The sequence below is a fragment of the Streptomyces sp. NPDC023527 genome, from assembly GCF_055560115.1.
Genome location: NZ_JBVHJJ010000020.1, coordinates 43,665 through 61,931, shown reverse-complemented (window position 1 = coordinate 61,931; position 18,267 = coordinate 43,665). Strand labels below are relative to the sequence as shown.

General features: G+C 70.9%; 17 protein-coding genes. 15 read left to right on the top strand and 2 right to left on the bottom strand.

The features are described from left to right. Positions 1-420: 420 nt before the first annotated feature. The 5 genes from ACZ303_RS30955 to folE all read left to right on the top strand — a co-directional run bounded on the left by ACZ303_RS30955 (position 421) and on the right by folE (position 6,412). On the top strand, positions 421-1,554 hold the full coding sequence (locus tag ACZ303_RS30955) for a zinc-dependent metalloprotease (protein WP_467343802.1): 1,134 nt from the start codon (positions 421-423) through the stop codon (positions 1,552-1,554). A gap of 188 nt (positions 1,555-1,742) precedes the next feature. Then, on the top strand, positions 1,743-2,765 hold the full coding sequence (tilS, locus tag ACZ303_RS30950; RefSeq protein ID WP_467343801.1) for a tRNA lysidine(34) synthetase TilS: 1,023 nt from the start codon (positions 1,743-1,745) through the stop codon (positions 2,763-2,765). A gap of 90 nt (positions 2,766-2,855) precedes the next feature. Further along, entirely contained in the window at positions 2,856-3,395 is a 540-nt protein-coding gene (hpt, locus tag ACZ303_RS30945; protein WP_116215820.1) for a hypoxanthine phosphoribosyltransferase, read from the top strand. Between the two features lie 275 nt (positions 3,396-3,670). Further along, on the top strand, positions 3,671-5,668 hold the full coding sequence (ftsH, locus tag ACZ303_RS30940; protein ID WP_467343800.1) for an ATP-dependent zinc metalloprotease FtsH: 1,998 nt from the start codon (positions 3,671-3,673) through the stop codon (positions 5,666-5,668). 138 nt (positions 5,669-5,806) lie between these two features. Continuing rightward, the gene (gene folE / locus ACZ303_RS30935; RefSeq protein ID WP_467343799.1) at positions 5,807-6,412 is read left to right on the top strand and encodes a GTP cyclohydrolase I FolE; all 606 of its coding nucleotides are present in this window, start codon (positions 5,807-5,809) and stop codon (positions 6,410-6,412) included. Between the two features lie 16 nt (positions 6,413-6,428). Here folE and ACZ303_RS30930 read toward each other — a convergent pair whose 3' ends face one another. After that, positions 6,429-7,538 (bottom strand): alpha/beta hydrolase, encoded by a 1,110-nt coding sequence (locus ACZ303_RS30930; protein ID WP_467343798.1) that lies wholly within the window; start codon positions 7,536-7,538, stop codon positions 6,429-6,431. A 169-nt stretch (positions 7,539-7,707) separates the two neighbouring features. Between ACZ303_RS30930 and ACZ303_RS30925 the strand changes: the two genes are divergently transcribed. The 6 genes from ACZ303_RS30925 to ACZ303_RS30900 all read left to right on the top strand — a co-directional run bounded on the left by ACZ303_RS30925 (position 7,708) and on the right by ACZ303_RS30900 (position 13,031). Next, positions 7,708-9,558 carry a phosphatidylglycerol lysyltransferase domain-containing protein gene (locus ACZ303_RS30925; RefSeq protein ID WP_467343797.1) on the top strand — a complete coding sequence of 617 codons (1,851 nt, stop codon included), beginning with the start codon at positions 7,708-7,710 and terminating at the stop codon, positions 9,556-9,558. Positions 9,559-9,709: 151 nt separating this feature from the next. Next, positions 9,710-10,615 (top strand): dihydropteroate synthase, encoded by a 906-nt coding sequence (folP, locus tag ACZ303_RS30920; protein ID WP_467343796.1) that lies wholly within the window; start codon positions 9,710-9,712, stop codon positions 10,613-10,615. Then, a complete protein-coding gene (locus tag ACZ303_RS30915; protein WP_467343795.1) occupies positions 10,612-11,091 on the top strand; it encodes a nuclear transport factor 2 family protein in 480 nt (159 codons plus the stop codon). Before folP ends, ACZ303_RS30915 begins: the two co-directional genes overlap by 4 nt. Before the next feature lie 434 nt (positions 11,092-11,525). Continuing rightward, entirely contained in the window at positions 11,526-11,885 is a 360-nt protein-coding gene (gene folB / locus ACZ303_RS30910; protein ID WP_467343794.1) for a dihydroneopterin aldolase, read from the top strand. Next, positions 11,882-12,475 (top strand): 2-amino-4-hydroxy-6-hydroxymethyldihydropteridine diphosphokinase, encoded by a 594-nt coding sequence (gene folK / locus ACZ303_RS30905; protein ID WP_467343793.1) that lies wholly within the window; start codon positions 11,882-11,884, stop codon positions 12,473-12,475. Before folB ends, folK begins: the two co-directional genes overlap by 4 nt. 61 nt (positions 12,476-12,536) lie before the next feature. After that, complete coding sequence (locus tag ACZ303_RS30900; protein ID WP_467343792.1) at positions 12,537-13,031, top strand: DUF3180 domain-containing protein; 495 nt, start codon at positions 12,537-12,539, stop codon at positions 13,029-13,031. Positions 13,032-13,129: 98 nt separating this feature from the next. Here ACZ303_RS30900 and ACZ303_RS30895 read toward each other — a convergent pair whose 3' ends face one another. Further along, positions 13,130-14,302 carry an ABC transporter ATP-binding protein gene (locus tag ACZ303_RS30895; protein WP_467343791.1) on the bottom strand — a complete coding sequence of 391 codons (1,173 nt, stop codon included), beginning with the start codon at positions 14,300-14,302 and terminating at the stop codon, positions 13,130-13,132. Between the two features lie 128 nt (positions 14,303-14,430). Between ACZ303_RS30895 and ACZ303_RS30890 the strand changes: the two genes are divergently transcribed. From ACZ303_RS30890 to ACZ303_RS30875, 4 genes are all read left to right on the top strand, one after another. Next, the gene (locus ACZ303_RS30890; RefSeq protein WP_467343790.1) at positions 14,431-15,156 is read left to right on the top strand and encodes an ABC transporter permease; all 726 of its coding nucleotides are present in this window, start codon (positions 14,431-14,433) and stop codon (positions 15,154-15,156) included. Next, positions 15,156-15,905, top strand: coding sequence for an ABC transporter permease (locus ACZ303_RS30885; RefSeq protein WP_467343789.1), 750 nt, complete (start codon positions 15,156-15,158; stop codon positions 15,903-15,905). The genes ACZ303_RS30890 and ACZ303_RS30885 overlap by 1 nt, the downstream gene beginning before the upstream one ends. Before the next feature lie 102 nt (positions 15,906-16,007). Next, positions 16,008-16,988 carry an ABC transporter substrate-binding protein gene (locus ACZ303_RS30880; RefSeq protein ID WP_467343788.1) on the top strand — a complete coding sequence of 327 codons (981 nt, stop codon included), beginning with the start codon at positions 16,008-16,010 and terminating at the stop codon, positions 16,986-16,988. 110 nt (positions 16,989-17,098) lie between these two features. After that, the gene (locus tag ACZ303_RS30875; RefSeq protein WP_467343787.1) at positions 17,099-18,229 is read left to right on the top strand and encodes a hypothetical protein; all 1,131 of its coding nucleotides are present in this window, start codon (positions 17,099-17,101) and stop codon (positions 18,227-18,229) included. Positions 18,230-18,267: the final 38 nt, after the last annotated feature.

Below are 18,267 nucleotides of genomic sequence, written 5' to 3'. Positions count from 1 at the left end.
GGGCGTAAAGCGAAGCAGCCCCGTATAGGGCCCGCGGAGGCCCGACCCCGCACCATGACCAGCCCCGCGCAGCGGACACCGCCCCGCGCAGCGGACACCGCCCCGCGCAGCGGACACCGCCCCGCGCAGCGGACACAGCCCGCGCAGCGGACACAGCCCGCGCAGCGGACACCGCACCATGACCAGCCCGCGCAGCGGACCCCGCAGCGGACACCGCCCCGCGCAGCGGACCCCGCAGCGGACACCGCCCCGCGCAGCGGACCCCGCAGCGGACACCGCCCCGCGCAGCGGACCCCGCAGCGGACACCGCCCCGCGCAGCGGACCCCGCAGCGGACCCCACAGCGGGAAACGGCAGCGGCAAAGGCGCAGAACCCCCTCCATCGCTACCCCGAGCGGAGCGGTACACGTACCGTGAAGCCATGACGAGCATCGGTGGTGCCGAGATGGTCGACTGGAAGCTCGCGGTGGCGACCGCGACCCGACTCGTGCGGCCGGGGCCCGAAGTGAGTCGGGAGGAGGCTCGCGAGGTCGTCGCCGAGCTGCGGCGGCACGCTAAGACGTCGGAGGAGCACGTCAGGGCGTTCACCCGGATGAGCCCTCCGGGGGCCGGCCCGGAGCACCAGGACGCCGAAACACCAGTGCTCGTCGTCGACCGGGCCGGTTGGATCAAGGCGAACGTCGCCGGGTTCCGCGCACTGCTGAGCCCTCTGCTGGAGAAGATGCAGAACCGCCGCGGCAACGGAAACATGCTGGGCGCGGTCGGCGGCAAGGTGACCGGTGTGGAGCTGGGGATGCTGCTGTCGTTCCTGGCGTCGCGCGTACTGGGGCAGTACGAGACGTTCGCACCGGCGGCCAAGGATCTGCCGGGATCGGCGAACGGCGGCCGGCTGCTGCTGGTGGCGCCGAACATCGTCCACGTCGAGCGCGAGCTGGACGTGGACCCGCACGACTTCCGGCTGTGGGTGTGCCTGCACGAGGAGACGCACCGGACGCAGTTCACGGCCGTGCCCTGGCTGCGGGATCACATCGAGGCGGAGATCCAGGCGTTCCTGGCGGAGACCGAGGTCGACCCGGTGACGCTGCTGGAGCGGATCCGTGAGGCCGCTCAGTCGCTGGCGGGCGGCAAGCCGCCGGAGGACGGAGAGGAGCGCGGGGCGCGCAGCATCGTCGATCTGGTCCAGACGCCCGCGCAGCGGGAGATCCTGGCCCGGCTGACGGCGGTGATGTCGCTGCTGGAGGGGCACGCGGACTATGTGATGGACGGGGTCGGTCCGCAGGTGGTGCCCTCGGTCGTGGAGATCAGGGAGAAGTTCCAGCAGCGGCGGGCGAGCGGTGCGGGGCGGCTGGACGCGGCACTGCGCAAGCTGCTGGGTCTGGACGCCAAGCTCCGGCAGTACCGTGATGGTGAGCGCTTCGTGCGGGCGGTCGTGGACGAGGTCGGCATGGAAGGGTTCAACCGGGTCTGGACGTCCCCGAACACGCTGCCGACCAAGGCGGAGATCGCCAAACCGGCGGACTGGATCGCGCGGGTGCACCGTAAGCCCGAGGGGTGAAGCGGAAGCTCCTCCTCCGGGTAGAACGCTTCCGTAATCACCCGTCCGAGGGACCGTGGGCCAGGGGTGGGCGTGCGATGCTCGGGTAATGGCTCGCTTCTGTCACCATCAACGCACACAGCGTGACTGAAGCCTCGAAGCTCGCGAGCTCCGAACGATCTCCATATGGAACGATTGGACACACGGACATGGGTCCACATCCCGCGGTCGCCGCGATACGCCTGGCGGTCCGCCGCGTACTTCACGACGTCCTCACCCCCACCTCACCCGCATCCGTCCCCGCCGCCGCGACGGGCCGGCAGCCGCTCGTCCTCGTCGCCTGCTCCGGTGGCGCCGACTCCATGGCGCTGGCCTCCGCCCTGGCCTTCGAGGCCCCCAGGCTCGGCGTCCGGGCCGGCGGGATCACCGTCGACCACGGCCTCCAGCCCGGCTCCGACCTCCGGGCCGCCGAGGTCGTCAGCCGCATGGCCGCGTTCGACCTCGACCCCGTCGAGGCCGTCACGGTGACCGTCGGCAGGGACGGCGGCCCGGAAGCCGCCGCCCGCGACGCCCGCTACGCCGCACTGGACGCCGCCGCGGAGCGGCACGGCGCCTCGGCGATCCTGCTCGGCCACACCCGCGACGACCAGGCGGAGACCGTGCTGCTCGGCCTCGCCCGCGGTTCGGGCATCCGCTCGCTGTCCGGCATGGCCGTGGCCTCCGGCGTCGACGGCCGCTACCGCCGGCCCTTCCTCGGCCTGGACCGGCAGACCGCCCGCAAGGCGTGCATGGTGCAGTCCCTGCCCGTCTGGGACGACCCGCACAACGCCGACCCCGCCTACACCCGGTCCCGGGTCCGCCACGAAGCCCTGCCCGTCCTGGAGAAGGCGCTCGGCAAGGGCGTGGTCGAGGCCCTGGCCCGCACCGCCCAGCTCTCCCGGGACGACGCGGACGCCCTCGACGGCTGGGCCGCCGCCGTGGAGCCCTCCGTACGGGACGACAGCGGGGCCCTGGAGGCCGCGAAGCTCTACGCCCTGCCCCCCGCCGTCCGCCGCCGGGTGCTGCGCCGGGCGGCCATCTCGGCGGGCTCACCGGCCGGTTCGCTCTTCGCCCGGCACATCGAGGAAGTCGACCGGCTGATCACCGGTTGGCGTGGTCAGGGAGCCATCAATCTGCCCGGGCGGGTCGCGGTCCGCAGGCAGGGTGGCAGACTGGTCCTCCGGCAGGGCTGATTCGAACGAGCGCGAATGAGCCTTGGCTCGCCTCGAACAAGCCGGATGAGCCGTAAACAAACGAGAGTGGCGCGGGTGGACGACAAGGACATGGGCACCGACCTCAAGTCGGTGCTCATCACCAAGGAAGAGATCGACGCGAAGCTGGCGGAGCTGGCGGCGAAGATCGACGCGGAGTACGCGGGCAAGGACCTGCTCATCGTCGGCGTCCTCAAGGGCGCCGTGATGGTGATGGCGGACCTGGCGCGTGCGCTGTCCACCCCCGTCACCATGGACTGGATGGCCGTTTCCTCCTACGGCGCGGGCACCCAGTCCTCCGGGGTGGTCCGCATCCTCAAGGACCTCGACACGGACATCAAGGGCAAGGACGTCCTGATCGTCGAGGACATCATCGACTCCGGCCTGACGCTGTCGTGGCTGCTGTCGAACCTCGGCTCGCGGGAGCCCGCCTCCCTCAACGTCGTCACCCTCCTGCGCAAGCCGGAGGCGGCCAAGGTCGCGATCGACGTGAAGTGGGTCGGCTTCGACATCCCGAACGAGTTCGTCGTCGGTTACGGCCTCGACTTCGCGGAGAAGTACCGCAACCTCCCCTTCGTGGGCACGCTCGCGCCGCACGTCTACGGCGGCTAGCGTCCCCGGCCCGGACGGGCCGGCTCCGGCGGGCGGGAACCGAACGACGGTTTCCGCCGTTGGAGCATGGGAAGGCGGGTTGGTTGACCGTCTGCGGCGGCCTCGGGTGACAATGCTGGGGTACCGTCCGAAGGTCAGCCTTTTCAAGCACTCTTTTTAAGCACTGCTTCAAGCACTGCAAGGTCGAGCAGAACACCGTACGCACAGGCACCCCGTCCAGGGGCCAGCCGTGCCTCACTGTGGCAGGAGGGACGGGGCGCTCGCGCCCCGTATGGATGGACGTGAAGCGCTACTTCCGTGGGCCGGTCATGTGGATCGTGCTGGCCGTCCTCGCCGTGGTCGTGTTGATGCAGGTCGTCGGCTCGTCCGGCGGCTACAAGTCGGTGGACACCAGCCAGGTCGTACAGGCGATCGCCAAGGACCAGGTGAAATCGGCCGAGCTGACGACCGGCGACGAGAACAAGATCAAGGTCGAACTCAAGGCCGGCCAGAAGGTCAAGGGCAGCAGCAAGGTCCAGGCCAACTACATCGACGTCCAGGGCGTCGACCTGGCCAAGACGCTGCAGGCCAACGCCGAGAAGAACATGATCCCCGAGGGGTACAACGTCTCGACGTCGAAGCAGAACCCCTTCGTCGGGGTGCTGCTGTCGTTGCTGCCGTTCGTGCTCATCGTCGTGGTCTTCCTGTTCCTGATGAACCAGATGCAGGGCGGCGGCTCCCGAGTCATGAACTTCGGGAAGTCCAAGGCCAAGCTGATCACCAAGGACACCCCGAAGACGACCTTCGCCGATGTGGCCGGGTCCGACGAGGCGGTCGAGGAGCTCCACGAGATCAAGGAGTTCCTCCAGGAGCCGGCGAAGTTCCAGGCCGTCGGCGCCAAGATCCCCAAGGGCGTCCTGCTCTACGGCCCGCCCGGTACGGGCAAGACCCTGCTCGCGCGCGCCGTCGCCGGCGAGGCGGGCGTTCCCTTCTACTCGATCTCCGGCTCCGACTTCGTCGAGATGTTCGTGGGTGTCGGCGCCTCGCGCGTCCGTGACCTCTTCGAGCAGGCCAAGGCCAACGCCCCGGCCATCGTCTTCGTCGACGAGATCGACGCCGTCGGCCGACACCGCGGCGCGGGCCTCGGCGGCGGTCACGACGAGCGCGAGCAGACCCTCAACCAGCTCCTGGTCGAGATGGACGGCTTCGACGTCAAGGGCGGCGTCATCCTGATCGCCGCCACGAACCGCCCCGACATCCTCGACCCCGCGCTGCTGCGCCCCGGCCGCTTCGACCGGCAGATCGCCGTCGACCGCCCGGACATGCAGGGCCGTCTGGAGATCCTCAAGGTTCACCAGAAGGGCAAGCCGGTCGCCCCGGACGTCGACCTCTCGGCCGTCGCCCGTCGCACCCCCGGCTTCACCGGTGCCGATCTCTCCAACGTGCTGAACGAGGCCGCCCTGCTGACGGCCCGCAGCGACAAGAAGCTGATCGACAACCACTCGCTGGACGAGGCGATCGACCGTGTCGTGGCCGGACCGCAGAAGCGGACCCGGATCATGAGCGACAAGGAAAAGAAGATCACCGCGTACCACGAGGGCGGTCACGCCCTGGTCGCCGCGGCGTCCCCGAACTCCGACCCGGTGCACAAGATCACGATCTTGTCCCGCGGCCGCGCGCTCGGCTACACCATGGTCCTGCCGGACGAGGACAAGTACTCCACCACGCGCAATGAGATGCTCGACCAGCTCGCGTACATGCTGGGCGGCCGCGCGGCCGAGGAGCTCGTCTTCCACGACCCGACCACGGGCGCGGCGAACGACATCGAGAAGGCCACCGCCACGGCCCGCGCGATGGTCACGCAGTACGGCATGACCGAGCGGCTCGGCGCGATCAAGTTCGGCTCGGACAACAGCGAGCCGTTCCTGGGCCGCGAGATGGCGCACCAGCGCGACTACTCCGAAGAGGTCGCCGCGCTGGTCGACGAAGAGGTCAAGAAGCTCATCGAGACCGCGCACAATGAGGCGTGGGAGATCCTCGTCGAGAACCGCGACGTCCTCGACAACCTCGTTCTGGCCCTCCTGGAGAAGGAGACGCTGAACAAGGAGGAGATCGCCGAGGTCTTCAAGCACATCGTGAAGCGCCCGGCCCGCCCGGCGTGGACCGGCTCCTCGCGTCGTACGCCCTCCACCCGCCCGCCGGTGCTCTCCCCCAAGGAGCTCGCGCCGAGCAATGGCGGTCAGCCCGTGGACGCGATCGAGGTCGTCCCGGACGAGAACCACCCGGAGGTCTGAGCCGCGAAGCTCACCCGGGCGCTCATCACAGGGCCCGGAATGGATGCCGCGTCACCCAGGTTTTAGCCTGGTGACGCGGCATCCCGCATTTCCGGCCGCTGCCGGCCTGTACGTCCGTACGAGAGAACGAGGCACCCCATGACCGACCCGGTGACGCTGGACGCCGAGAACTCCATCGGTGAATTCGACGAGAAGCGGGCCGAGAACGCCGTCCGTGAACTGCTCATAGCCGTGGGCGAGGACCCGGACCGCGAGGGGCTGCGCGAGACGCCGGCCCGGGTGGCGCGGGCGTACAAGGAGATCTTCGCGGGGCTGTGGCAGGAGCCGGAGTCCGTGCTGACCACGACGTTCGACCTGGGCCACGACGAGATGGTGCTCGTCCGGGACATCGAGGTCTACAGCACGTGCGAGCACCACCTGGTGCCGTTCCACGGGGTGGCGCACGTCGGCTACATCCCGGCGACGAGCGGGAAGATCACGGGCCTGTCGAAGCTGGCCCGGCTGGTGGACGTCTACGCCCGGCGGCCGCAGGTGCAGGAGCGGCTCACCACGCAGATCGCGGACTCGCTGATGGAGATCCTGGAGCCGCGGGGCGTGGTGGTCGTCATCGAGTGCGAGCACATGTGCATGTCCATGCGCGGCATCCGCAAGCCCGGTGCCAAGACGCTGACGTCGGCGGTGCGGGGCCAGCTGCGTGACCCCGCGACCCGCGCTGAGGCGATGAGCCTCATCATGGCCCGCTGAGCGGGCCGGACACCCCCTAGGCCTGGAGGCGGCTGCCCATCCACTTCAGGGTGGCGTTGAGCTCACGGCGCCAGGTGTTGAAGTTGTGGCCGCCGGTGTCCAGGACGATCGAGGAGATGCGGGTCGGTGCCTTGGTGGACTTGATGAATTCCATCGTGTCCTTGTAGTTGCTCTCACCCTGCTTGCTGGTGGTGAGCAGCAGCGACACGGGCGGCATCGGCTTGTTCTTCAGCCGCCACATCAGGTTGTTCTCCTTCTCCAGCTGCTTGTTTCCGCCGAAGAGGGAGCCGGTCGTCGGGTCCTGCGGGGCCTTGTAGTAGCCGGACAGGGAGGCCGCGGCGCCGTAGGCGTCGGGGTGGCGCATGGCGAACTTCAGGGCGCAGTAGCCACCGGTGGAGTCGCCGATCACGCCCCAATTGGCGGCCTTCTCGCCGACCCGGTACTGGGTGGCGACGGACTTGCGGAGATCCTTGGTGAAGAAGGTCTCGGTCTGGGGGCCGTTGGGTATGTCTATGCACTCGGTGTCGCGCGGCGGGGCCACGGTCGGACGCATCATCACCAGGATGGTGGGCTGCATCTTCTTGTCCTTGGCCAGCTTGTGCGCCCGCACCGGGTAGTCGAGGCCCTTGATGAGCGCCTCGGCGGTGCCCGGGAATCCGGTCAGGACGACCGAGGCCGGAAAGTTCTTGTTGGCGTACTGCGGCTGGAAGTACTCCGGCGGCAGATAGACGTACGCCGGGCTGTTGATCTTCGATTCGGGGCCCGCGATATTGATCTTCTCGATCTTGCCGGCCACGCGCGGTACGTCGGCGCGGGGCACCTTCACCTGCTGGACGCCCACGACCTGGACGCGCTTGCCGCTCGCGCTGTGGTCGACGACGACGCCCTCCTCCTTGACCTGACCGAAGAGGTCGGCCCAGGAGGCGTAGAAACCGAAGGACTGGTTCGCGTACAGGCCGATGGCGGCGAACAGCGTCAGCTGGGTGGCGAGCATCATGCCCACCCGGCCGAGAATCGAGCCGATGCTCTTCTTGCCCAGTCGGGGCCAGAGCCAAATGGTCAAAGCGAAGAGCACTACCGCCGCCGCGATGGCAAGCAGCAGAACCGCCATGCTGGTGAGACCCATGAGGTGCTTTCTGCCGAGCGACCCGGCGCCGGGTCGCGGAATGGTTACTTCTTTCCGGGCTCGGCCCCCGGCGGAACCTCAACCCCGAAACCGTCGTCCTACAGGGCGCACATTGTCCGGGCGCTGCGGCCAAATGGCGCAGGACCACTCGACAGGACGACGGGAAGAGATGTCTGTCAGGGTAGATGGCAAAAAGTCCGATGGGGTTCCCGAGGGGACCAAGAGGCTGTCGGGGCTTGCGCGCATCCTCAAGGGGCCACGGCCCGAGAAAGTGCCTGCCGTCGTGGGCACGGTCGCGGCCGTCATCGGATTGCTGGACATCCTCGCCGGGGTCGTCCCCCGGTGGCGCTGGAGCCGTGTCCACAGCTTCGCCGAGGTGCTGCCCGGCTCGGTGACGCAGCTGGCCGCGGCCGGTTCGATCATCGTCGGCATCCTGCTGCTGATGCTCGCCCACGGACTCAAGCGGGCCAAGCAGCAGGCGTGGCTCGCCGCCGTCGTGCTGCTGCCGATAGGAGCGGCCGCCCAGCTGATCTACCGCCACTCCTACCCCGGCGCGATCTTCTCCGTCCTGGTCCTGGCCTACCTCGTACGGCACCGGAAGGCGTTCTTCGCGCTGCCCGACCCGCGCAGCCGCCTGAAGGCGCTGGCCAACTTCGTGCTCATGGGCGCGGCCAGCTTCGGCCTCGGCTGGGTGATCGTCGGCTCGCACCCCGACCAGATGGTCGGCGACCCGCCGGTCCTGGAGCAGATCGAGCACGTCCTCTGGGGCCTCTTCGGCTTCGAGGGATCGATCCGCTACACCGGTGGCGTCGACTACACCGTCGGCTACTCCCTGGGCGCCCTCGGTCTGCTGACCGTCGCCACCACCGCCTTCCTGGCCTTCCGCCCGGCCTACCCGGCCGCGGTCCTCACAGAGGAGGACGAGGACCGGCTGCGCGAGCTGCTCGCCAAGCACGGTGCCCGCGACTCGCTCGGCCACTTCGCGCTGCGCCGCGACAAGAGCGTCGTCTTCTCCCCGTCGGGCAAGGCGGCGGTCTCGTACCGCGTCGTCTCCGGCGTGATGCTCGCCAGCGGTGACCCGATCGGCGACGTCGAGGCGTGGCCGGGCGCGATCGAGCAGTTCATGGCGCTCGCCAAGCGCCACTCCTGGACCCCCGCGGTCGCCGGCTGCAGCGAGACCGGCGGCGAGGTCTGGACCCGGGAGACCGGTCTGGACGCGCTGGAGATGGGCGACGAGGCCATCGTCGACGTCGCCGACTTCAGCCTCTCCGGGCGCTCCATGCGCAACGTCCGCCAGATGGTCAAGCGCATCGAGCGCAACGGCTACAGCACCAAGGTGCGCCGCGTCGGCGACCTGAGCGCCGAGGAGCTGGAGGTCGTCCAGAAGGCCGCCAACGCCTGGCGCGACACCGAGGACGAGCGCGGCTTCTCCATGGCGCTGGGCCGGATCGGCGACCCGAAGGACCTGGACGCCATCATCGCCACCGCCCACAAGGATCCGGAGGAGGGCGAGGAGCTCGCCTTCGGCGACCTCAAGGCCATGCAGCACTACGTGCCGTGGGGCCCGGACGGCAGCTCGCTGGAGCTGATGCGCCGCGACCGCAGCGCCGACCCCGGCATGAACGAGCTGCTCATCGTCGCCTTCCTCCAGGCCGCGCCCGACCTGAAGATCAAGCGGCTGTCGCTGAACTTCGCGTTCTTCCGCTCCGCCCTGGAGCGCGGCGGCAAGCTCGGCGCCGGCCCGGTCGTCCGCATCCAGCGCACGGTGCTGGTCTTCCTCTCGCGCTGGTTCCAGATCGAGTCGCTGTACAAGTTCAACGAGAAGTTCCGGCCGCGCTGGGAGCCGCGCTTCGTGGTCTTCCCCAACAGCCGCGACCTGCCCCGCATCGGCTTCGCGATGATGCAGGCGGAGGGCTTCCTGGAGCTGCCGCGGCTGCTGCGCCGCCGCCCGGCCCAGCCCAAGGCCGAGGTCCACGACGAGGACCAGGTCTCGGCCGCGGAGGTCACGCGCGCGGCGTGACCCGCCAGGCCCTGGCCGAAGGCCCCGCCCGACAGCGCTTCCGGCGCTTCGGGCGGGGCCTTCGCCGTTCCGTCGGCCCGCCGCGGTCGCCGCGCCGCGCGGCCTCCGGGCGGGCGGCGCCCCCTGGCCGGGACGCCCTAGGCTTGGCGCCATGAGTACGTTGCGCGGTCGATTCGGGCCCGTCGGTCTGCCGGAGTGGGACCGCTGTGCGGTGATGGGCGTGGTCAATGTCACGCCCGATTCGTTCTCCGACGGCGGTCGCTGGTTCGACACCGAAGTGGCGATCAAGCGGGGGCTCGACCTGGTCGCCGGGGGTGCCGACCTGGTCGACGTGGGCGGCGAGTCCACCCGCCCCGGGGCGCCCCGGGTGGACGAGGGCGAGGAGCTGCGCCGGGTGATCCCGGTGGTCCGCGGGCTGGCCGGCGAGGGCGTGGTGGTGTCGGTGGACACCATGCGCGCCGCGGTCGCCGAGGCGGCCGTCGAGGCCGGCGCGGTGCTGGTCAACGACGTGAGCGGCGGGCTCGCCGACCCGGCGATGGTGCCGGTGGTGGCGACGGCCCGGGTGCCGTTCGTGGTGATGCACTGGCGCGGATTCAGCTCGGACATGAACAGCCGGGCGGTGTACGGGGACGTGGTCGGCGAGGTGCTCGACGAGCTGCGGCGACGGCTGGACGCGGTGGTCGACGCCGGAGTGGAGCCGGACCGCCTGGTGATCGATCCCGGGCTGGGCTTCGCGAAGAACGCCGAGCACGACCTGGCGCTGGTCGCCGAGCTGGGCCGGCTCGGCCGGGAGCTGGGCCGGCCGATGCTGGTGGCGGCGTCCCGGAAGCGGTTCCTGGGCCGGGTGCTGGCCGGTCCCGACGGCAGCCCGCCGCCGGCCCGGGAGCGGGACGCGGCGACGGCGGCGGTCTCCACCATCGCGGCGCGCGAGGGCGCGTGGGCGGTGCGGGTGCACGAGGTGCGGGCGAGCGCGGACGCGGTGCGGGTGGTGCGGGCCGTGGAGGAAGCGGCGGAGGCGGCGGAGGCGGCCCGGGTGGCCGCCGGGGAGGCCGTGTGAGCGCCGCTCGTACGGACAGCGAGCGGGTCGAACTCGCCAATACCGCCCTTTACGAGGCGGTCGAGCGCGGCGACACGACGGCCATGGGGGAGATGTGGCTGAACGACCCCGACGCCGAGGTGTCCTGCGTGCACCCCGGGTGGCCGGTGCTGCGCGGGCGGGGCGAGGTGCTCCGCTCGTACGCGCTGATCATGGCGAGCACCGACTACATCCAGTTCTTCCTCACCGACGTCGAGGTGTCGGTGGCCGGTGACACGGCGCTGGTGACCTGCACGGAGAACATCCTCAGCGGCGGCCCGGCCGAGACCGAGGGCGAGCTGGGGCCGCTGGTGGGCCAGCTCGTCGTGGCCACGAACGCCTTCCGGCGGGTCGGCGAGGAGTGGAAGGTGTGGTCGCACCACGGCTCCCCGGTCCTCGCCGGGCGCGAGGACGAGGAGGAGGGGCCGGAGAGCGGGGACGGCGAGGTGGGGGCCTGAGACCGGCGCGGCCGGCTCGGGCGCGTCGGCGCGGCGCGTCAGTACGAGGAGATCGCGGGCCACTCGTTCGGGCTGCTCGGAGGACGGGTAGGGGTGAGGTACGGGGCGGTGGGCAGGCGCGGCGCGAGCGGGTCGGCGGCGTCGGAGCTCTTGGTCCGTTCTTCGCCCGTTTATCCGCCCGTTCCTCGTCCGTACGAGGCGCCCGGTCGAGTGGCCCGGTGAGGTTTCCTGTCCGTGGCGTCCGCAGAAGTCCCGAAGTCCGCGAATAACCGTAAATGTCCTGAGATATCTCCAACGCCCTCGGCGTCCATGTGCGAGCGCTGTCGGCGCTCGCAGGTAGATTCGAGTGGGCGCCCCGGCCGACGGCGGGGGCGGGCGGCGTGCCGAAGGCGGTGCGTGCGCGCCATACCGAACGACCAGCAGGAGTGATTCGTGTGGATCGTGTCGCGCTGCGCGGCTTGAAGGCTCGCGGGCACCACGGGGTGTTCCCCCGGGAGCGCGAGGAGGGCCAGACCTTCATCGTGGACCTGGTGCTGAGCCTGGACACCCGGCCCGCCGCGGCCGCCGACGACCTCACGAAGACCGTGCACTACGGCGTGGTGGCGGAGGAGGTCGTCAATGTCGTCCAGGGGGAGCCCGTGGACCTCATCGAGACCCTCGCCGAACGGATCGCCCAGCAGTGTCTCAAGCACGACGCGGTACGGGAGGTCGAGGTGGTCGTGCACAAGCCGGACGCCCCGATCACCGTGCCTTTTGACGATGTGACGATCACTATTACGCGGAGCCGAGTATGAGCAGCAGCGACCCGACCGTGCAGCCGGTGCCCGCCTCCGTGGTGGAGCAGGTGGATGCCGCAGATGTGACCTTGAGCAACCCCAAGCGGGCCGTGATCTCGCTGGGCAGCAATCTCGGCAACCGCCTGGAGACCCTCCAGGGCGCGATCGACGCCCTGGAGGACACGCCCGGCCTGCGGGTCAAGGCCGTCTCCCCGGTGTACGAGACGGAGCCGTGGGGCGTCGAGCCGGGCACCCAGCCGTCGTATTACAACGCCGTGGTGCTGGTGAAGACCACCCTCCCGCCGGGCTCGCTGCTGGAGCGCGGGCAGGCGATCGAGGAGGCGTTCGAGCGGGTCCGGGACGAGCGCTGGGGCCCGCGGACGCTCGATGTCGACATCGTGGCCTATCAGGACGTCGTCTCCGACGAGCCCGTGCTCACGCTGCCGCACCCGCGCGCGCACGAGCGCGCCTTCGTGCTGGCGCCGTGGCACGACGTGGACCCGGAGGCCGTGGTCCCGGGGCGCGGCGCGGTCGTCGAGCTGCTGGCCCAGGTCGGCACCAGCGGCGTGGCGCCGCGGGTCGACCTGGAACTCCGCCTCCCCGAGTAGACGTTGGGATCATGTCTTTTCGACGCACGGACGGACGGATGAGATGAGGGGCGACGGCTCGGTGAAGCAACTTCGGATCGGGGTGCTGGTCGGGCTGTTCGCCGTGGCCGGAGTGGTGTCCTGGGCGGGCGCCCGGCTGTGGGACGCGTACGGCACACTGCCGAGCGTGCCCGTGGCGGCACCCATCGTGCTGGCGGTCATCGCCGTCGTCCTCGCCGCCACGGCGCTGTCGCTGCGCTCCCGGCTGCGGGCCCAGCGCGAGCGGCGGCCCGGCGCGAAGGGCGTGGACCCCCTGCTGGCCGCCCGCGCGGTCGTCTTCGGCCAGGCCAGCGCGCTGGTCGCGGCGCTGGTGGCGGGCATGTACGGCGGCGACGGCGTCTTCCTCCTCATCCAGGGCCTGGACACCACGGCCCGCCGCGACCAGGTGATCTACGCCGGTACGTCGGTGCTGGCGGGCGCGGCCGTGATCGCCGCCGCGTTCTTCCTCGAACGGGTGTGCAAGCTGCCCGAGGACGACGACGAGGAGCACGGGGGGCCGGGCGCGGCGCCCGCGTGACTCCGCACGCCCGTCCGAGCCCTGTCGAGCCCGTCCGGGGCACCTCCCGGCGGTAGCCGGGGGAGCTTGAGGCCACCCCCGCCGCCGGGCGGCGCCGACTACGCGTCCGCGACCGTCTCCACCTTCACATCGGCGCGCTCGGCGCCCACCGCGTCGGCCGCCGTGGAGCGCCGCAGCGCCTCGTGCAGGCGCGCCGGCGTCAGCACCCCCAGGAAGTGGTCCGCCCGCTCGCCGTCGAGGACGGCGATCCAGCCGGCGTCGTGCTGGAGCATCGTGCTGAACGCCTGCTTGAGCGAGGCCCCCACGGGCAGCCAGGCGTCCATGCGGCGGGCGTGGTCGCGGACCGTGCCGTCCGCCCGCGCGGCGGCGAGCGCGTCCGCCGAGATCCAGCCGTGGAGGTGGTCGGAGTCGTCCAGGACCACGGCCCAGCGCGCCCCCTCGCCCGAGAGCCGGGCCGCCGTCCGGCTCACGTCGTCGTCGAGGTGCACCACCGGCGGCTGTTCGAGGTCGCCGGCCTCGATGGAGGTGACCGAGAGCCGCTTGAGCCCCCGGTCGGCCCCGACGAAGTCGGCGACGTACGGGGTGGCCGGGGCGCCGAGCACCGCGGACGGCGCGTCGAACTGTTCGATGCGCCCGTTCCCGTAGACCGCGATGCGGTCACCGAGGCGGACGGCCTCCTCGATGTCGTGCGTGACGAAGAGCACGGTCTTGCGGACCTGCGACTGGAGCCGCAGGAACTCGTTCTGGAGGTGCTCGCGGACGACCGGGTCCACCGCGCCGAAGGGCTCGTCCATCAGCAGTACGGGCGGGTCGGCGGCCAGCGCGCGGGCCACCCCGACGCGCTGGCGCTGCCCGCCGGAGAGCTGGTCGGGGTAGCGGTCGCCGTAGACGTTCGGATCGAGGCCGACGAGGTCCAGCAGCTCGGCGGCGCGGGCGCGGGCCTTCTTGCGCTGCCAGCCCAGCAGGTGCGGGACGGTCGCGGTGTTGTCGAGCACGGTCTTGTGCGGGAAGAGGCCGACCTGCTGGATGACGTAGCCGATCCGGCGGCGCAGCTCGACGGGGTCGACCGTGGCGATGTCCTCGCCGTCGAGGAAGATCCGGCCGCCGCTCGGCTCGATCAGCCGGTTGACCATCTTCATCGTGGTGGTCTTGCCGCAGCCGGACGGCCCGACGAGCGTGACCAGCTCGCCCTCCGCCACCTCGAAGGACAGGTCGTCCACGGCGGTGGTGCCGTCGGCGTAGCGCTTGGTGACGTGCTCGAAGCGGATCATGATTCCCCATTCTGGCCGTACTCGCTCCCGACATTGTTGCCGTTGTGTGGCGGCGGACTCGAATGTCAGTGCCCGGGGTTAGGGTCGCCAGTAACCGACGGTCAAGGCCCAGGGGGAGGTGAGGGCGTATGGCGGAGCAGAGCTGCTTGGTCACCAACGACTGGATCTGCGGCGAATATGTGCGCACCCGCGGTCAGGAGCTGGCGGACGCTACGCTCCAGCACATCGGCATCACGCTCGCGTCGGTCGGCATCGGCCTGCTCGTGGCGTTCCCGCTCGCGCTGCTGGCGCGCAGACGGCGTGCCGTGGCGGCCCCGGTGCTGGGTCTGACGACCGTGCTCTATACGGTCCCGTCGCTCGCCATGTTCTCGTTGCTCGTGCCGGTCTTCGGACTGTCGGTGTCCGTCGTGGTCACGGGCCTGGTGCTGTATTCGCTGACCATCCTCGTGCGGAACATCCTGGCCGGGCTGGCCGCCGTGCCCGAGGAGGCCCGCGAGGCGGCGCGTGGCATGGGATACGGGCCGGTGCGGCTGCTGTTCGGGGTGGAGCTCCCGCTGGCGCTGCCCGCGCTGATGGCCGGCCTGCGGATCGCCACGGTCTCCACGGTCTCCCTCACCACCGTCGGGTCGATCATCGGCTACGGCGGCCTGGGCAATCTCATCCTGGAGGGCCTGCGCAGCTACTTCAAGGCGCAGGTGCTCACCGCCTCGGTGCTGTGCGTGGTGCTGGCGGTCGTCGCCGATGTCGTCCTGCTGCTCGTACAGCGGCTGTTGACGCCGTGGACCCGCACGAAGCGGCGCGCGAGCCCCGGCCGTGGTGTCGGGAAGCGCCCGGCCGGCGAGGTGGTGGCCTGATGGGCGTCGTCGAGAGGACGTGGACGTGGCTGTCCACCGGCTCGCACTGGACGGGCGTGGACGGTGTCTGGCACCGGCTCGACCAGCATCTGTACCTCACCGCGCTGAGCCTGCTGATCTCCTGCGCCGTCGCGCTGCCCGTCGCCGTGGTGCTGGGCCACCTGGGCCGGGGCGGCGCCCTGGCGGTGAACCTCTCCAACGCGGGGCGCGCGGTGCCGACGTTCGCGGTGCTGGTGCTGTTGCTGCTCAGCCCGCTCGGCACGTACGGCTCCTGGCCCACGGTCATCGCGCTGGTGCTCTTCGCGATCCCGCCGGTGCTCACCAACGCCTATGTGGGGATGCGCGGGGTGGACCGCGACATGGTCGAGGCCGCGCGCGGCATGGGCATGACGGGGCGTCAGGTGGTCGGCCGGGTCGAGCTGCCGCTCGCCTTCCCGCTCATCATGACCGGGGTGCGGACCGCCGCCGTGCAGATCGTGGCCACGGCCACGCTCGCCGCGCTGGCCGGGGGCGGCGGCCTGGGCCGGATCATCACGGCCGGGTTCCGGCTCACCGACACCGCGCAGGTGGTGGCCGGGGCGCTGCTGGTGGCGGCGTTCGCGCTGTTGGTGGAGGCCCTGTTCGTCGCCCTGGAGCGGCTGCTGGACCCGGCGCGCCGCCGCGCGAGGCGCATACGCGGCCGGGCGGCGGGCGGCGGCGGCCCGGCACCGGCCGCCGATTCCCTGCCGGCCGTGGGCACTCCCGCCTGAGCCGGTCCTCTTCTGACGCCTGATCAAGCCGCTCGCGGCGCCTGAACGAAGGGGCGTCCGGGCATAGGCACACGGACGTTCACCGAATGGATGGAGTTCCCCATGAGCAGCACCCCGCGTCGAGCGCGGACCACGCGCGCCCTGCTGGCGGCGGCCGGTGTCGCCACCTTGACGGTGGGCCTCGCCGCCTGCGGTGGCGACAGCCTGGAGAAGTCCGGTGGCGGGGACGCGTCCGCGAAGCCGGGGCAGGGGACGCTGGTGGTCGGCGCGGCGTCCTTCACCGAGTCCAAGGTGCTCGCGGAGATATACGCGGGGCTGCTGAAGGACGCCGGCTATTCGACGAAGATCAAATCCGTTGACGCCCGTGAGCTGTATGAACCGGCTTTGGAGACGGGCGAGATCGATGTCGTCCCGGAGTATGCGGCGACGCTCGCCGAATTCCTGAACAAGAAGCAGAACGGCAAGGACGCGCCGGCCGTCGCCTCCGCCGACGCCGAGGCCACGGTGAAGGCCCTTCGGAAACTCGCCGAGCCCCGCGGCCTGAAGGTCCTCGACGCCGGCCGCGCGGTCGATCAGAACGCCTTCGCCGTGACCAAGGAGTTCGCCGGGGAGCACGGCCTCAAGACGCTTTCCGATCTTGGGAAGTCGAAGCAGAAGATCAAGCTCGCCGCGGGCGACGAATGCCCGCAGCGACCCTTCTGCCAGCCGGGTCTGGAGAAGACCTACGGCATCGACATCACCGGCATCCACCCGCTGGAGGTCGGCAGCGCGCAGGCCAAGCAGGCGGTCAAGGACGGCAAGGACCAGCTGCTGCTGACCACGACCACGGACGCCACCCTCGAACAGTTCGGTCTCGTCCTGCTGAAGGACGACAAGAACCTCCAGAACTCCGACAACGTGCTGCCCGTGGTGAATGCGAAGAAGGCGGGTTCGCAGAAGATCGCCGACGCGCTCGCCAAGCTCACCAGGGTGCTGACCACGGAGGATCTCACCGAACTCAACAAGAAGGTGGACGCGCAGCGGCTCAAGCCCGCGGATGTCGCCGCGCAGTACCTCAAGGACAAGCGGTTGCTCACGAAGTGAGCCGGCGTGGTCGAGCCGACGAAGGAGGGAAGTAGCGGAGAAGTAAGATCAAGGGAAGAGTTTGGTGGTGGGGTCACACTCCCGAGGCGACGCACGGTAAGTTTCAGGCCATGCCACGAGGACGCCACCGCCATTCGCCGCCCCTGCACAGGCTTCTTCCGCCATCGACGGTCGCCGCGACATCGGTCGCCTGCGCCGCCGGCGCCTGGGCGGTAGGTGAAACGGTCGTCATCCGGGGTCTCGCCGCGGCGGCCGCCGCCGCCGCGGTGGTCGGCGCCGTGCTGATGCGCCGTTGGGACCGCTCCGCCGGGAAGCGGGTCGCCCAGCTCACCGCCGCCCGGGTGCGGGACGAGTGGAAGACCGACGAGCGGATAGCCGAGCTGGAGACGGAGCTGGAGGAGGCCCGCACGGCCCGGGCCGCGCTGGAGGGCAAGCTGCGCGGGAAGCGCGCCGAGCTCGCCCGGCTCCGTACCGAACACGCCGACCTGCTGCGCCGCTACGCCACGGCCGAGACCGAGCGGGCCAGCGCGCTGGAGGGCCGGCGGGTCGCGCGGGGCATCGTGCCCCGGTCGCGTTCCGCGAAGGCGCTGGAGACCGGCGCCCCGGCCGGCACGCCCGGTTCGTACGTCGCGGCGTCCGCCTACCGCAAGGCCGCCGAGGCACTCCGCGACCTGGAGAGCAACGCCGCCCGCCAGCAGCGTGAGGCGGAGGAGAAGGCCCTCGCCGCGCTGACGGAGCCGACGGCGGAGATTGGCCCGGAGGCCGGCCCGGAGGCCGAGCCGGCGACCGGGTCGAAGTCGGCCGCCGAGAAGACCCGGAACGCCGACGCCACCGAGGCCACCGCCCAGGGGCCGAAGGACCGCGAGGTCTCCGAGGTTTCCGGGACCACCGGCCGGAAGGGTGCCAAGGGCGCCGACGCCACCGACGGAACCGACGCCGTCGCGCCCACCGGCGCCACCCCCTTGCGGTCCGTCGCCGCCGAGCCCGCGCGGCTCGCCGCACGGCGCCCCGCGTCGCGTACGCAGGGCGGGTTCGACTTCTTCGGCACCCAGCGGCCCCTGACGCGGCCCGTCGAGGAGACGGACCTCGCGGACGTCGTCGGCGAGGAGGCCCTCGCCCAGGCCGAGGCCGAGACGGAGGCCGGGACCGAGGGCGACGGCAGGGACGACATCATCGACCTGACCGCGCACGACGACACCGAGCAGATAGACGTCGCGCACCTGCGCAGCGCCATCTCGTAGGGCCCTTTCGCAGGGCGCCCGACAGCGTTCAGCCCCCG